We start from the raw sequence: 15765 nt of genomic DNA, 5'->3' as shown, positions 1-15765 counted from the left end.
GACGCTCCCCCTATTCCTTCAACGATCCGAGCATGGCGCCCTTCACGAAATATTTTTGCAGAAACGGATATACGATCAGGATCGGCACCGTGGTGAACAGGATGGCGGCCGCCTTCACCGTCTCCGGACTGGACAGTACGCCGGAATCGACGGCGATCGCATCGAGCCCCGAATCGGTGGCGCTCGTCGCCACCATGTTTTTCAGCTTCAGCTGCAGCGGGTACAGCTCCTTCGAGCGGATATAGATGAGCGCGCCGAAGTAGGCGTTCCACGTCCCGACGGAATGGAACAGCGCGATCGTCGCCAGCACCGGCGCCGACAACGGCAGCACGAGCCGCGCGTAGACGCCGAACTCGCCGCTTCCGTCGATCTTCATCGCATCGACGAGCTCGGAGGAGATGCCTTGGAAAAACGTCTTCATGATGAAAATGTTGTAGGCGCCCACCGCCCCCGGGATAATCAGCGCCCACAGCGTGTTGATCATGCCCAGCTCCTTGACGACGAGATAGCTCGGAATGAGCGGCACCGGAAAAATGAACGTCATCAGGATCAGCTTCAGGATCAGCTTCCGCCCCGGCATCGCCGGACGGGTCAGCGTATAGGCGAGCGCCGACGTCATGAGCAGGCAGAGCAGCGTGCCCATGACCGTAATGTAAACGCTCACCCCCATCGCCCTCCACATGTCCGCCTGGCGCAGCAGCGACGCGTAGACGTCCGCCTGGAACCCTTTCGGCCACAGGACGACCATTTTATTGTTCGCCTGCAGCGGACTGCTGAGCGAGACGGCGAGCAGGTGAACCATGGGGGCGATCATCGTGAAGCAAAGCGCAACGAAAAAGACCGCGTTCCCCCATTGGAACGTTTTCTCCGAACGCGAAATGATCATGGGTCGGATCCTCCTAGTAGATGCTTTCCCCGGTCGTCCGGCGGCTCAGCTTGTTCAGGCCGACGACGAGCACGATGCCGACGACCGCCTTGAACACGCCGATCGCCGTCGTGTAGCTGTATTGGCCGCCCATCAGACCGACGCGGTAGACGTATGTGTCGAACACCTCGCCCGCCTCCCGGACGAGCGGGTTCAGGAAGAACAGCACCTGCTCCACGTTGGCGTCCAAAATGTTGCCGATCTGCAGCAGCAGCAGGACGACGATCGCCGGCAGGAGCGACGGCAGCGTAATGTGCCACGCCTGCTTGAGCCGCCCCGCCCCGTCGACCATCGCCGCCTCGTACAAGTTCGGATTGATGCCGGAAATGGCCGCCAAATAAATGATCATCGACCAACCGACCTCCTTCCAGACGCCCAGGCCGATCACCATTCCCATGAAGTAGCGGGGCTCCGTCAAGAAGGAGATCGCCTCCATGCCGAACCACTCGCCGAGCAGCCGGTTGACCAGCCCTTGACGGGACAGCAGCTCGGTGAAGATGCCGCCGACGATAACCCAGGACAAAAAGTGCGGCAAGTACAGCATCGTCTGCGTCGCGCGCTTGAACCAGCTCAACCGGATTTCGTTCAGCAGCAGGGCGAGCAGCAGCGGGGCCGGGAACCCGAACAATATCGAGTACAGGCCGTATTTCAACGAATTTTTCAGTACGAGCGCGAACTCGGCGTATTGGAACATGAAGATAAAATGCTTCAGCCCGACCCACTTGCTGTGAAACACCCCGGCGAACATGTTATAGTCTTGGAACGCGATGACGTTGCCCGCGAGCGGGATGTACTTGAACACGAGAAAATGGGCGAGCCCGGGAAGCGCGAGCAGCAGCAGGACGACCGTATCGACCGATTTCGCTTTGCGGAACAAGAGGAAGCCTCCTTTCTGACAACAAGAAGGGCCCCCGAGCGCACAAGTACGAATGAGGGCCCCTTCCCGGACTTATTTCTTGTTAAAGGCGTTGTACCAGTCCGTCGCTTCCCGGATCGCCGCCTCGCCGCCGCGTTTTTTCCACTCCGCGACGAAGGCGTCGAATCCTTTGTCCAGCTCCTCCTTGCCGACGACGAGCTTGACGAACCAGTCGTAGAACAGACTGCCGGCGACGAAGCCCGGATTCAGCTCGGGACGACCGTCCATCGCTTTGAGCGGAGGCATGTACATCGCGTCGTTTTTCATGATCGTCGACTTGGAATCCTCATAGCCTTTCAGAATGACGTCGCTATTCGGCAGCACTTTGAGCGCCAATGGATTGTTCAAGCCGTTCTCCCTCACGTTGATCGAGAGCTGGAAAAACTCTTTCTCGTTCAGCTCCGAATTGTTCGGACCTTTCGGATCGAATTTGACCTGGCCGTTCTCTTCCGTGTAGTTGAAATCTTTGATCCCGTAAGCGAAAAACTTGTCGGCCTCCGGCGCGCTCCATGCCCAGTCGAGGAACTTGATGATCTTCTCCGGATTTTTCGTATTCGCCGGGATGACCCAGACGAAGTACACTTGGTCCGTGCCGATTTGCAGGAAGTTGTCGCCGCGCGGTCCCTTCGGCGGTACCGCCATCGTAATGGCCGCCTTCGGCTGGTTCGGGTATTGCTGGGCGGCTACGGCCGCGTATTGGTACGTGGCGGCTCCCCAGGCGGCGACGAGTCCTTTCGAAATGTCCGTCCCGCGGTCGCCCTGCTTTTTCGTAATGAAATCTTTCTCGATATATCCGTTGTCGTACAGCTTTTTGTAGAAAGCGATCGCTTCCTTCATCTCCGGCTGGATGATGTCCGGCTCCAGCTTGCCGTTGCGCATATGCCACGTGCCCGGCCGCACGCCGAACGAACCGGTGAACACGTCGTTCCACGACATGCCGTCCGTCAGCGACAGCGCCCATTCGTTGTTCGGATCGCCGTCCCCGTTCACGTCGTTCTTCTTGACCGCCTCGGCGAAGGCCAAAAACTCGTCCAACGTTTTCGGCACGCCCATCTTCAATTGATCGAGCATGTCTTGGCGGTAAAAGATGACCCGGTCCGCCGCCGCCCCGGTCAGCACCGGAATGCCGTAAATTTTGCCGTTCTTCGTCACCTTCGGGCTGTTCCACGCGACCTCCGGAATTTTCTTCTTCAAGTTCGGACCGTACTTGTCGATGAGCGGCCCGAGCTCCAGAAACACGCCGCGGTCGACCGCGCCTTGATGGACTTCCCAGTCGACGCTGCCGGTCCGCACCAGATCGGTCAGCTCGCCGGAAGCGAACCGCAGCGACAGCTGCTGGCGGAAATCGATGTCATGGCCCAAAAACTCGAAGCTGACGTTGTAGCCGGACAGCTTGCTCAGCTCGTCGTAATACTTTTGCTTCTTCTCCTCCGGTCCTTTGGACGCGAAGCCCGAGTTGTTGTGCGAGAGCAGCACGCGGATGTTGGTGTCGGCCGGCTTCGATCCGGCCTCCCCGCCGTTCGCCGCCGTCTCCCCGGAGTCGCCCCCGCAGGCGGCCAGCACCGTGCCGGCCAGCATGACCGTCGCGACCGCCGTCCAGACGGCTTTGCCCGTTTTCCTTGCCATTGTCATCCCCCCGTTAGGTTCGTAATCGATGGTGCGGTAGCCCTTTCGATATTGATTATAGAAGCCGTCCGGGCGGGTTAACATGGAATAATCAACGAAAACTTGTACGATTCCGCACCGGCTCGCCGGCTTCGGCGGCCGTGCATTTCCGGTATTCCGAAGGGGAGAAGCCGGTATGCTTTTTGAACGTTTTGGAGAAGTACGCGTAGTCCTCGAAGCCGACCGCTTCCCCGACCTCGTACACCTTGACGAACGGGTGCGCGAGCAGCGCCTTCGCCTTCTCCATCCGGTATTGGGTCAAAAACTGGTTGAACGAAACGCCGGTTTCCCGCTTGAACGTCATGCCGAAATAGTTGGGCGACAAGTCGAGATGGTCGGCGGCGTCCTTCAAGGAAAGGTCCGCCCGGGCGTAATGCCGCTCGACGAACGCCGTCACGCTCTTGATCATCCGGTTGTACGTCCACCAGTTTCGGGAAGCGCGGATTTGCTCGACCAGGCCGGTCAGCGCGGCTCGAATCGCCTCGAACAGCTCTGCGTTATCGGTAGCGCTTTCCGGCAGCGCCACGTCGGCAAGCGGCAGCGCGCTCTGGTTCCGCTCGCGCAGCTCGCCGTTCAGCACGACCGTATAGTAGGCGAACCGCTCCGCCAGCTCCGGCGGCGTCCGGTCGCGTTCGGGGACGAGCAGGGCGCGGATCCGCTCCAGCTCGCTCCGAAGCTCCTCCTCGTTCGCCTGCCAGATCGCCTTCGCCGCCCGCTCGGCGTACCCTTTCCACGGCCACATCCAGTCTTTCGGAGCGGTGCCGCTCCCGCTTTTCCGATTCAGCCGCTCGCCCACCTTCCGCATGACCGTTACGAAATAGTCCGGATCGATCGGCTTCAGCAAATAGTCGGCGACCCCGCAGCGCAGCGCGCTCTGGGCGTACTCGAAGTCGCCGTAGCCGGAGACGACGAGGTACTCGCGCCCGGGACCGCGGTCCGACAAGCTGCGGATCAGCTCCAGTCCGTCCAGCCCGGGCATCCGGATGTCGGTGATCAGCAGGTCGGGCCGCAGGGCGAGCGACAGCTGCAGCGCCTGCTCGCCGTCCTTCGCCTCGCCGACGACGGTGAACCCTTCCGAATCCCGCTCGATCAGCGTGCGCAAATTAAGCCGCACCATCCGCTCGTCATCCGCAATCAGCACTTTGTACATCGTTCACGACCCCTTTCAAGTAAGGAAGCTTCATCTGAAACACGGTCCCCCGCTCGCCGGAAGAAGCGATCTTGATCCCGTAAGGGGCGCCGAACGCGAGGCGGAGCCGGGTATGGACGTTCCACAAGCCGATCGCGCGAAACGGGCTGAAGCCGGGCCGGAGCATTTTGCCTTCCGTCACCGTCTCGAACGCTTCGTTGTACTTGTCCGCCAACTCCGGGGCCATACCTCGTCCTTCGTCCCGAACGTATAGCGAGAACAGCGATTCCTCGGCGACGCCGGATATCAGAATCTTCCCCGGCGTCAAGCCGTGCTTCTCGTAGGCGTGCCGGAACGCGTTTTCGACGAGCGGCTGCACGGTAAGACGGAACAAGTAGACGCCGTCCAGCATCGACTCGTCGACGTCCACCTCGAACTTGAGCTCCTCGAACCGCTGCTCCTGAATACGGATATAGCTCCATATATGATCAAGCTCCTCCCGCAGCGTGACGACTTGCGACGGGTTGCTCACGCTGTAGCGGAACAAGTTCGACAGATGGACGGTCATCCGGCTGATCGGCTTGACGCGAGCCAGCACCGCATAGGAATTGATGATTTCAAGCGCATTGTACAAAAAGTGCGGATTGATGCGGGACTGCTGGGCGGACAGGAGCGCCTCCCGGTGCTTCAGCTCGAGCTCCTTTTCCCGCATGCGCGCCGTATGGTTTTCCACGAGCAGCTTCTTCACCTCCCGGAACATCCGATAAAACACGAGAAAGGCCAATACGAGGATGAGCGCTCCGACGAGCAGCGTCTGCAGCTGAAGACGCGGCAGCCCGCCGAGCAGCTCGTGCATGGACATCTCCGACAGGACGCGGAAGCGCGTCAGCTTGGACGACTGGTACACCATCATTTTCCGGCCTTCCGGTCCGTCCCGGACGAGCCGGCCTCCGTCCCCGCTCATCTCCGAAGTCCAATCGGCGGGCAGAAACGTCCCCCATTTCCCGCGATCCGTGTGGTACAAAATTTGGCCGTCCTCGTCCGTTATCGCGATCGTTCCGGTTTTGCCGTACGGCTTGATGTCCGCGATTTTCATCATCGGCTGGAGCGACAGCCCCATGACGACCGCGCCGGCCGGCTCGTACGTGACGTTGTCGACAATTTTCCGGTAGACGGTCAGGACGGCGACCCCGTCTTTTTCCGTAATGCCGAGAATGCGGAAGCTTTCGTCCAGCAGCGGCATGTCGTACGGCCCCGACGCCCACGGGTGCGTCAGAAAATCGCCGAAATAGGCGCCCTTGGCGGAAACGATGGAGAAGGCGTACATGTCGTTGCGCAAATTCGGCACGAGCTCGTTCGAGAGCCGCGCCTTCAACCGGTACATGTCGTACGCGTTGGCGGGATCGAGCTTGATGAACTCCTGAACGAGCGGGTGGCCGGGAATGGCCATCGTGTCCGCCTTGATGGCGGCGAAATAGTCGTCCAGCTGCGCGTTCGCCCGCCCGATCAGCTGCTCGTTGTAATAAATCCCGCTCTCCTCGATCGTCTCCGCCGATTTGGCATACCAGACGAGGCAAAACGCCAAAAAGGGGATGCAGAAAAAGACGAAAAAAAACAGCAGCAAATTGGATTTGATCGACATCGGCCGGCGGAGCCTTCTCACGGTCACCTCTCCTTTCGCCCGTCCTTGCGCGTACGGTATCGCCATGACGTTTACAAAGTCTTTACAAAAAGAAAGCGCTTGCGTAAAAGGCGGCAAAAACATGTGACGGATAACCGTCACATGTCTCGCGCATATTTCGAATTCGTTCTTTATCTAGTACAATAAGAGAGCACCTTGTTTTTGTCTATGGGTACTGCGCGATTTCGCCGGCGTCACGCCAACGGAACGCCAGTACCGTTTTTTTCCATTCGCGATGGGCCGCCGCCTCGTTCATGGCGTCCACGAAATGCCCGACCGCCGAAACGGTCTTCGGGCGGTCCGGCAAAAGCCGCGCGAGCGTCGCCCGGCAAGCCGGATCCCGCATCGCCTCCAGCACGCCGATAAAGTCGGCCGCCGAGCTCCGGCTGCTGCCGATCATCGTTATGCCTTTCTCCAACACGTCCCGGGTATTGATCGGGACCCTCTCCTCGGTAACGCCCATCAAAATGAGGACGCCTCCCGGATTGAGCAGCTCGATCGCCTGGTTCACCGCGCTCTCGCTGAACCGTCCGCCCGTGCATTCGACGGCGACGTCCACGCCCTCTCCCGTCCCGAAATCGTACTCCTGCACGAGCGACCGCTCGGCGAAGCCGAACTCGGCGAGCTTCTCCGGCATCGCTCCGAATGCCCGCAGCCGGTCGCGGCCCAGTCCGTATACGTGGTGCAGCATCGCCGCCGTCAAATAGCCGACGGGCCCGTCGCCGAACACGGCCGCCTTTCCCCGGGACAGCCGATCGCCCGCCCGGCTGAGCGCGTGGTACGACACGGAGCACAGCTCCGACAGGACGGCGATTTCGTCCGGTATGTCGTCCGGCACCGGGATCGCACTGGCCGCCGGTACGACGAGACGGTCTTGGGCGATGCCGTCCGTCCCGCTCGCCAAAAATTTGCCGTGGGCGCAGTAATTGTCCCCGAGCCGGTCCCGGCAGACGGGGCAGCATTCGTCCGCGCTCGTCCCGTTCAGCATATAACCCGGCATGCTCGGCACGATGACGACGCGTTGGCCCGGCTTTAACCGTCCGGAGTCGTCCCGCACAATCGTGCCGATCCCTTCGTGAATCAGCGCCATCGGCAGCTTGCGCGCCATCGCCTCGGGTCTCCGCTGGCCGGTAAAGTAGCGCAGGTCGGCGTGGCAAATGCTGCCGAGCGTCGGCTCCACGACGACGTGGCCTTCCGGCACCGGGTGCCTAAGCATCGTCTCCTCCACGACACCGGCCTTAACGAGCCGGTAGGCCCGGGAGGTGACGGCTCCGTCCGTTCCGCTCGCATCGCCCGTCGTGCTTGCGGTGTTCAATTCGTATGTCATCTGTTCTCACCTCCTCTCCATGCGGCCGTCGCGTTTCCCGCGCGATGAGAGGGTCACGCCTGCAGCACGTCGACGCCCGATTCGCGGAACGCCTGCGTCTGCGCTTCCGTCGCCTCGTACCCGGTTACGAATCGGTGCAGCGCCTCGATCGGGGCGACCGTATGAAGCGACAGCTTGCCGATCTTCGTGTCGTCCGCCACGACGATAATTTCTTGCGCCGCCCGGATCATCCCCTGCTTCGTCGGCACGAGCTGGGCTTCCGGGTGCGTCAGTCCGTGCTTCGGGTGAATCGCCGGCGTCCCGATGAACGCCTTCTGCACGTGCAGCGTGCCGAGCACCTGATCGGTAAACATCCCGTTCAGCATATAGCTGGAACGGTACAGCAGCCCGCCCGTCACGATGACGGTAATGCCCGGCGCGTCCTTCAGCTCCGCGGCGATATTGATATCGTTCGTCACGACCGTAATCCCCGAACGGTGCTGGAGGTGCCGGGCGATATGCATCGTGGTCGTGCCGGAATCGAGAATGACATGGTCCCCGTCCTCGACGAGCGCGGCCGCCGCTTTCCCGATCCGCTCCTTCTGCTCGGTTTGCTCGTGAGCCCGCTCCGAGAAAGAAGCCTCGCTGTTCGCTCCCCGATCGACGACGACCCCGCCGTGCGTCCGGCGCAGCAGCCCTTCCATCTCGATCTCCGCGAGATCCCGCCGAATCGTCGCCTCGTGAACCTGAAACTGCTTGGCGAGTGCGGCAACGGTCGCGACCCGGTTTTGCTTGACGTACTCGACGATGCGCATTTTTCGTTCTACGGGCAGCATGCCGTCCCTCCTTGATTGGCGCATATGCGTTTAATTGTTCATTTAAACTCGATTTTGCTCGTTTGGTTACTTTAAGAGTAGCCGAGACGAGGGGCGGTGTCAACCGTCATTTACCGGCGCATATCGCGCGTATTTACAAGAAATTAATAAAGGTGCCGTTGATTATTCCAACGTTTCCGCGGTTTTCTCCATAGTGCCTCCTTGACGAAATAACGCGCAAAACTTTACATTTTAGTTACATAAATGAACACGGGCATCATCGCTCATCATCGGACATCCCCATCGACGAGGAGGTTTATGAAGTATGAACCGGAAAAACGAATCCGCACGAACGAATCCGGAGGCCGGACGGTCGATCAGCCGCCGCAAGCTGCTGGCCGCGCTCGGGATGGCCGGAGCGGCCGCCGCGATGTCGGCGTACGCCGGCGGCGCCGAGGGCCGGACCGTAACCGAGGCGACTTACGGGCAGAATCCTTCGCTGCTGCCGAAGGAACTGATGGATTTGAATTATTGCATCGCGACGACGATTGCCGAACTGCGGCAGACGGACCGGCCGCAGGCGGCGGCCGCCTACTATGTCACCGACGCCGGGCAAGAAGGCTTTTTCCTCCACGATCCGAACGATTCGCAATCCGCGGACAATACCGGAACCGTCCTCGTCGGCGCCTCCGGCGCGCGATTCAAGCGTGTCGTCGACGCCTATACGGTGAACGCGAGATGGTACGGGGCGAAAGGCGACGGCACGGCCGACGATACGGCCGCCCTGCAGGCCGCCCTGAACGAGTCGCTCCGCTGGCCGGCCGCGACCGTAATCGTTCCGGCGGGCACGTACCGGATGACGGGCGAGCTGTACATTTCGAAAAACACCCGCCTCGTCATGGACGACGACACGGTGCTGCTCCGGGACCATGACGGCAACGTCATGCGCAATTACCGGAAGGAGGATGTCTTCTACGGCTACGACGGCAACGGCCGCATTACGATCGAAGGCGGCGTCCTCGATTGCAATGCGACTCGGCAGCCAAGGGTATGCAACGGGATCGCGCTCGCTCACGCCGAGTACATCACGCTGCGCGGCGTCACGATCAAAGATACGCAGAGCGGCCACGGCGCCGAGCTGACGGGCGTACGCCACGTCCTGTTCGATCGGTGCCGGTTCGTCGGCTTCATGTACACGTCCCAGTATTACTCCGAGGCGATCCAGCTCGAGCCGGCGCTGAAAGCCGGATTCGCGGGACAAGCGGCCGACCATACGCCGACGCACCACGTGACGGTGACGAACTGCTTCTTCGGCGCCAGCGGAACGCCCGGCACCGTGCCGTGGCCGTGCGGCGTCGGCGCCCACGGCGCCTACCCCGACGCGTACTTCGACCACATCATCGTCCGGGACAACGTGATGGAGCGATCGTCGTACTGGGCGATCCGGCCGTTCAAGTGGAGAAACGCCGTCATCGCGGGCAACCAGATGAAGTCGGTGAGCGGCGGCATCTTCGTCTCCACTCCGGCCGCCACCTCCGCCTCGTCGCGGGACGACGCCGGCGTCTACCATCCGGTGCAGCCGGCCAGCTCGATCGTCATCGAGCATAACATCATCGATACGTCGTCGAACAACGGCATCTACGTCGAAGGGTTCCCCGAAGGAAACGGCGAGAAAATCGTCATTGCGGGCAACGTGTTCAAGCGAATCGGCGGCCAGTCGATCAGCCTTCGCGCCGACCGCTGCGTCGTCACCGGGAACTTGCTGGAGGGCGCGGGCAAAAACGGCATTTATGTCACCGACTGCTCCGACGCGATCGTCGCGGACAATATGATCCGCGACGCCGCGTTCCACGGCATCCAGCTGAACAACGCGAAGCGGGTCGTCGTCGCGAACAACTCGATCGCGAACGCCGGGCAATCCGGCGACGGCACGTACGACGGCATCGCGCTGACCGGCACGTGCTCGGACGACCGGATCGTCGGCAACGTCGTCCGGACGGAGCCGGGCAAGAAGAAGGTGCGCTACGGCTTGAACGTCGCCGCCTCGGTTACCTTGTTGACCCGGATCCAAAACGACGTCCGCTGCGGAGCGGCCGTCGCCAACCTGAACGATGTGTCCGCTTCCCCGAACACATCGTCCGAAGATTTGGCTTGACCCGCCGATCGGGTCGAGGAAGCCGCCGGCCCGAGGCCGGCGGCTTCTTATCGATGCGGCACTGTTCAATATCGGTTCTTGTTAGCGAGAAACAGGACGATCGCCTGCGGCTTGACAACGGACCCGCCGTGCTTCTCGATCGTTTCCCCAATTTCCTCGAACAATCGGGAGCGCCGCTTCTCCGGCACTAACCGGTGCCTGGAATTCGTGTTAAGCAAAGACACATAATCGCTGGCCGTGTAAGTGTCGTCCCATCGGTACGTTTTAACTTCCAGCTTATGAAACAACCCGTCCTTCAAGGTCAAGTCCGCCCTCTCTCCGATCACGGCTTCGACGGACGGAGCGTTCGAGTCGTCCAGCTGGGGCGCGTGCCTGTTGTAGCATTCCCGTATGGCATTCCATACGTCGTTGAACGCCGGCACATGAACCGTCCAAAAGAAGGCGGTTGCCCCGCCGGCGCGGAGCAAATCGAACACTTTGCGGTATCCGAACGATTGCGGCTGAATGAAATGAAACGCCGTACCGGATACGGCCAGATCGAAGCTCGCCCCATCGCTCCGCCAAGCTTCGAACTCGGAATCGATAACGGTAACGCCCGGCTTATCCTTAAACTTCGCGCGAGCCAGGTTCGCCAGCTCGTTTCCTCTTTCCACGCACGTTATCCGCTCATAGCCCAACTCCACAAAACCGCTTGTCGCTTGGCCCGTGCCGCAGCCGATTTCGAGAATGCGGTCGCTCGTCCTTAGGGACGCGTAGTTCACGATGTCGATAAACAACGGTTTCGGATAGCTCGGCCTGTACTTGTCGTATTCGCGCGCCACTTCGTTAAACGTCTCTTTTCTTTCCATATCGCGACCTCCTTAAAATAAAAAAACTCCCGTCCCGTAAAAGGGACGAAGAGTTTATCTCCGTGTTACCACCCACATTCATCCATGCTTCGCGCATGAACCTCATCTCCGGTACGGCGGCGAAACGTGCTGCTGCTTATACCCTAGCACGATAACGGGTGCACCCGTCGCATCCTACTCCCCATGAGGTTTCGAAGCGCAGCTCAGAGACCATGTTCATCGGACTTCTCTTGGCCCCCTCTCAGCCAGGCAGGGGCTCTCTGTTCAAGAATCCTCCGACTACTCTTTCCCATCGCAGCTTTGTAAAGCAATATTTGGATATTGGGAAGATACTAGCACGGCTGTTCCGCTAATGCAACCCACTTTTTCGCCTAAAGGCCCGCGTCCCCATTCCACTTCGCTTCTCGGATCGTCGGTACAACCGCTGCAGCCGAAGGAGGCTTGTTCCTCGTGCCGCCCTCAATCGGGCGCCGGCTCCTCTCCCTCCGTCTCCGGAACGCCGCGGCTCCTCTTCCGGTATTCGCGCGGCGACAGCCCCGTCTTGCGCTTGAACAAGACGTGAAAATATTTCGGGTCCTTGTAGCCGACCGACTCGGCGATTTCGTACACTTTGCGGTCCGTCGCGCGAAGCTGCTCGCAGCACGCCTCGATTTGCCGCGAGTGGACGTAGTCGGTATACGTCTGCCCCGTCGATCGCTTGAACAGCCGATGGAAATGACGCGGGCCGATGTTGACCGCAGCCGCGACCTCGGACACCGGCGGCGGATCGTCGAGGCGGCTCGCGATGAGCCGGATTGCCCGCTCCATCCGGACGTCCGCGTCGGCGAATTGCCCCCGGTCCGCGTCGCGAACGGAGCGGGCCAAGACGAGCAGCAGCTGGACGACGTACGTCACGATCATGAGCGCCCGGCCTTCCCGCTTCGCCGCGTATTCCGCGTACAGCCGCTCCATCACGTGCCGCGCGTCCGACGTGCCTTCCTCCGCGCGCAGCCATTCCGTCCGATTGCGGATGGAGACCAGCGCGCCGGTCTCCTCCTCCGGCAGCAGCAGCGAATGGCTCGCGACGATCCGGTCGAACAGCTCCAGCCCGATAATACAGTTATGGACGATCAGCGGCGACTTCGCCGAGCCGTCCGAAGGCCGAAAGACGTGGGACATCCCGACGGGGATGTAGAACAGGTCTCCCTTGCGGACCGGAATGACCCGATCGCCGATATAATGAAAGCCCTTCCCTTCGGCCACGTAGGCGATTTCCGCGAAATCGTGGGAATGCTCGACCAGATCGAACGTCTCGCTCGCCCGGTTGACGAAGACCGGAAAATCGCGCCCGAAAAACGACTGCCCTCGCAGCGCATATACCGGCCTGCGGATTGTCATGGCGGCCCCTCCGTTCACTCGTATTGATGTCAGTATAGCCCTATAAAAAAGTCTGTTTCAACCCCTATTTCGAAATCGCCGCCGTACTACAATGAAATCAATTTCGGGAAGAGGTGAACGTATGAACGAGTTGCAGGTCATCAAGCCGGTTGCGGAATACCGGACGAATCCGCTCGGCATCGACGCGGCGAAGCCGCGGCTCGGCTGGCGAATCCAATCTCGACGGCGCGGCGTCGCGCAGGCGGCTTACCGCATCCAGGTGTCCGAAGGCGACGACCGCTTCGAATCCGCCGTCGTCTGGGACACGGGCAAAGTCGCATCGGATCGCTCGGTTCACGTCGAATACGGAGGGCCGCAGCTGAAATCGCGAACCCGGTATTTTTTCCGCGTGCGCATCTGGGACCGGCACGGTACGGAGTCCGGCTGGAGCGAAACGGCCTATTGGGAAACGGGGCTGCTCGACGCCTCCGAATGGACGGCCGAATGGATTTCCGCACCGAAGCGGGATGGCGCGGAAGCCGAGCCGGCCGACTACGCGAGGAAAACGTTCGACGCCGGTCCGGGATTGAAGCGGGCGACCATCTACGCGACGGCGCACGGGCTGTACGAGCTGCACCTGAACGGCGAGCGGGTCGGCGACGCGCTGTTCGCGCCGGGCTGGACCAGCTACGCCAACCGGCTTCAATATCAGACGTACGACGTGACGCCGATGATCCAAAACGGACGGAACGCGATCGGCGTCGTGACGGGAAACGGCTGGTACAAGGGCGACATCGGCTGGCATAGCGAACGCGGCCTGTACGGCGACCGGCGGGCGGCGCTCGTCCAGCTGCATCTGACGTATGAAGACGGGCGCGAAGAGACGGTCCGATCCGACGGCTCCTGGACGATGGCGACGGGACCGATTCGGCTGTCGGAAATTTATCACGGCGAGACGTACGACGCCCGGCTGGAGCGTCCGGATTGGGCGACCGCGGACTTCGACGACGCCGGCTGGGTGCCGGTGGAGACGCTGGATGCGGACAAACGGACGCTGATCGCGCAGCAGAACGAACCGTCCCGGATCGTCGAGGACATCCGCCCGGTCGGCCTCATCCGTACGCCCGCGGGCGAAACGGTGATCGATATGGGGCAAAACATGGTCGGCTGGCTCCGGTTCACCGTCCGGGGCGAAGCCGGGCACCGGATCGTCATTCGCCATGCGGAAATTCTCGACAAGGACGGCAACTTTTACACGGGCAATTTGCGCAAGGCGAAGCAGACGATCGAATACGTGTGCAGGGGCGGAGGACCGGAGACGTACGAACCGCACTTTACGTTCCAAGGGTTCCGCTATGTGAAGCTGGAGCATTATCCGGGCGAAATCAACCTCGAACACTTTACGGGGAGAGTCATCCATACCGACATGGAGCCGACCGGACGGTTCGAATGCTCCGAGCCGCTCGTCAACCGTCTGCAGCATAACATTCTCTGGGGGCAAAAGGGCAATTTCCTCGACGTGCCGACCGACTGCCCGCAGCGCGACGAACGGCTCGGCTGGACCGGCGACGCCCAGGTGTTCATCCGAACGGCCGCCTTCCTGATGAACGTGGCGCCGTTTTTCACGAAATGGCTGGGCGATTTGAAAGCCGATCAGTTCGAGGACGGCAGCGTGCCCGCCGTCATTCCGAACGCGCTGCCAAAAAATCGCAATTCGTCGTCCGCCTGGGGCGACGCCGCGGTCATTTGCCCTTGGACGCTGTACGTCTGCTACGGGGATACCCGGGTGCTTGAGGAGCAGTTCGACAGCATGAAAGCTTGGGTCGACTATATCCGTCGGCAGGGCGACAACGAGTGGCTGTGGAATACCGGCTTCCATTACGGCGATTGGCTCGGCCTCGACGCCAAGGAAGGCAGCTACGTCGGCGCGACGCCGACCGATTTGATCGCTACCGCGTTTTACGCGCATTCGGCGGGACTGGTCGCCAAAACGGCCGAAGTATTGGGACGCGCCGAGGACGCGGAGACATACCGGACGATCCGTGAACGGGTCGTCCGCGAGTTTCGCAACGAGTTCGTCACCCCGAACGGGCGTCTCATCTCCCCGACGCAGACGGCGCACGCGCTCGCCCTCGCCTTCGATCTCGTCGACGGAGAGACATACCGCCGGACGGCCGCTACGCTCGCGAAGATGATCGAGGACAACAAGTTCCATCTGACGACCGGCTTCGTCGGCACGCCGTACTTGTGTCACGCCCTCTCCCGCAGCGGCTATCACGAGACGGCCGCCAAGCTCGTCCTGCAGCAGGAGTATCCGTCGTGGCTTTACTCGGTGCTCCAAGGAGCCACGACGATTTGGGAGCATTGGGACGGCATCAAGCCGGACGGCTCGCTCTGGAGCGACGCCATGAACTCGTTCAACCATTACGCCTACGGCTCGATCGGCGATTGGCTGTATCAAGCGCTCGCCGGTCTCGATACGGACGAGAGCGCGCCCGGCTACAAGCGGATCCGCATCCGGCCGCTTCCCGCGAGCGGATTCGACTATGCGCACGCGGCGCACGATTCGATGTACGGCACGATCGAATCCGGCTGGAGGCGGCTGGCGGACGGACGGCTGCAGGTCGACGTCGTCGTGCCGCCGAATACGACGGCGGACGTCGTGCTGCCGGGCGCGGCGCTGTCCGGCGTGGCGGAAGGAGGACGCCCGCTCGCGGAGGCGGAGGGCGTAGCCGACTGCCGGCAAACGGACGACGGCGTCCGGCTCACGCTCGGCTCGGGCGGCTACCGCTTCGTCTACGAAGCGGCGGGCGTGTAACCGGCGCCTCGCATCCGAGCCGCACTCGGACGGATGTCCGGGGCCGTGACGGTACGCGGCGCAAACCCGCGCGTTCGGACGGTTTCTTTACGCCACGCGTTCGCGCTTCGCTTTGCAACGCCAAAACGGGCAGCCGGCTTCGGCTGCCCTC

At 61.4% G+C, this 15765-nt stretch carries 11 protein-coding genes and 1 other annotated feature; of the genes, 2 read left to right on the top strand and 9 right to left on the bottom strand.

Annotated elements, in window-relative coordinates:
- Nucleotides 1-10: 10 nt before the first annotated feature.
- From DLM86_RS16765 to DLM86_RS16730, 7 genes are all read right to left on the bottom strand, one after another.
- Complete coding sequence (locus tag DLM86_RS16765; protein WP_110841200.1) at nucleotides 11-886, bottom strand: carbohydrate ABC transporter permease; 876 nt, start codon at nucleotides 884-886, stop codon at nucleotides 11-13.
- A gap of 13 nt (nucleotides 887-899) precedes the next feature.
- Nucleotides 900-1802, bottom strand: coding sequence for an ABC transporter permease (locus tag DLM86_RS16760; RefSeq protein ID WP_245954663.1), 903 nt, complete (start codon nucleotides 1800-1802; stop codon nucleotides 900-902).
- Nucleotides 1803-1874: 72 nt separating this feature from the next.
- Complete coding sequence (locus tag DLM86_RS16755) at nucleotides 1875-3467, bottom strand: extracellular solute-binding protein (protein WP_158289511.1); 1593 nt, start codon at nucleotides 3465-3467, stop codon at nucleotides 1875-1877.
- Nucleotides 3468-3558: 91 nt separating this feature from the next.
- Nucleotides 3559-4656 carry a response regulator transcription factor gene (locus tag DLM86_RS31750; protein ID WP_146250228.1) on the bottom strand — a complete coding sequence of 366 codons (1098 nt, stop codon included), beginning with the start codon at nucleotides 4654-4656 and terminating at the stop codon, nucleotides 3559-3561.
- Nucleotides 4631-6298 carry a sensor histidine kinase gene (locus DLM86_RS16740; RefSeq protein ID WP_158289510.1) on the bottom strand — a complete coding sequence of 556 codons (1668 nt, stop codon included), beginning with the start codon at nucleotides 6296-6298 and terminating at the stop codon, nucleotides 4631-4633. Before DLM86_RS16740 ends, DLM86_RS31750 begins: the two co-directional genes overlap by 26 nt.
- 184 nt (nucleotides 6299-6482) lie before the next feature.
- The gene (locus DLM86_RS16735) at nucleotides 6483-7643 is read right to left on the bottom strand and encodes a zinc-binding dehydrogenase (RefSeq protein WP_110841196.1); all 1161 of its coding nucleotides are present in this window, start codon (nucleotides 7641-7643) and stop codon (nucleotides 6483-6485) included.
- Between the two features lie 53 nt (nucleotides 7644-7696).
- Nucleotides 7697-8458 carry a DeoR/GlpR family DNA-binding transcription regulator gene (locus tag DLM86_RS16730; protein ID WP_110841195.1) on the bottom strand — a complete coding sequence of 254 codons (762 nt, stop codon included), beginning with the start codon at nucleotides 8456-8458 and terminating at the stop codon, nucleotides 7697-7699.
- A 304-nt stretch (nucleotides 8459-8762) separates the two neighbouring features.
- Between DLM86_RS16730 and DLM86_RS16725 the strand changes: the two genes are divergently transcribed.
- Complete coding sequence (locus tag DLM86_RS16725; protein ID WP_110841194.1) at nucleotides 8763-10592, top strand: right-handed parallel beta-helix repeat-containing protein; 1830 nt, start codon at nucleotides 8763-8765, stop codon at nucleotides 10590-10592.
- Between the two features lie 65 nt (nucleotides 10593-10657).
- On the opposite strand, the gene DLM86_RS16720 is transcribed toward DLM86_RS16725, so the two are convergent.
- Together DLM86_RS16720 and DLM86_RS16715 are read right to left on the bottom strand one after the other, a co-directional pair.
- Nucleotides 10658-11440: a class I SAM-dependent methyltransferase gene (locus DLM86_RS16720; protein ID WP_110841193.1), complete on the bottom strand. Its 783-nt coding sequence runs from the start codon at nucleotides 11438-11440 to the stop codon at nucleotides 10658-10660.
- A 38-nt stretch (nucleotides 11441-11478) separates the two neighbouring features.
- Nucleotides 11479-11745 (bottom strand) — a binding site (T-box leader).
- Nucleotides 11746-11899: 154 nt separating this feature from the next.
- The gene (locus DLM86_RS16715; protein ID WP_110841192.1) at nucleotides 11900-12817 is read right to left on the bottom strand and encodes an AraC family transcriptional regulator; all 918 of its coding nucleotides are present in this window, start codon (nucleotides 12815-12817) and stop codon (nucleotides 11900-11902) included.
- A gap of 121 nt (nucleotides 12818-12938) precedes the next feature.
- Between DLM86_RS16715 and DLM86_RS16710 the strand changes: the two genes are divergently transcribed.
- Nucleotides 12939-15614, top strand: a complete 2676-nt coding sequence (locus tag DLM86_RS16710) for a glycoside hydrolase family 78 protein (RefSeq protein WP_110841191.1) — start codon at nucleotides 12939-12941, stop codon at nucleotides 15612-15614.
- Nucleotides 15615-15765 lie beyond the last annotated feature (151 nt).

This window comes from Paenibacillus flagellatus (assembly GCF_003217775.1).
Lineage (GTDB): Bacteria > Bacillota > Bacilli > Paenibacillales > NBRC-103111 > Paenibacillus_AB > Paenibacillus_AB flagellatus.
The sequence above is the reverse complement of the archived record's forward strand: the minus strand, read 5'-3'. Positions and strand labels throughout refer to the sequence as shown.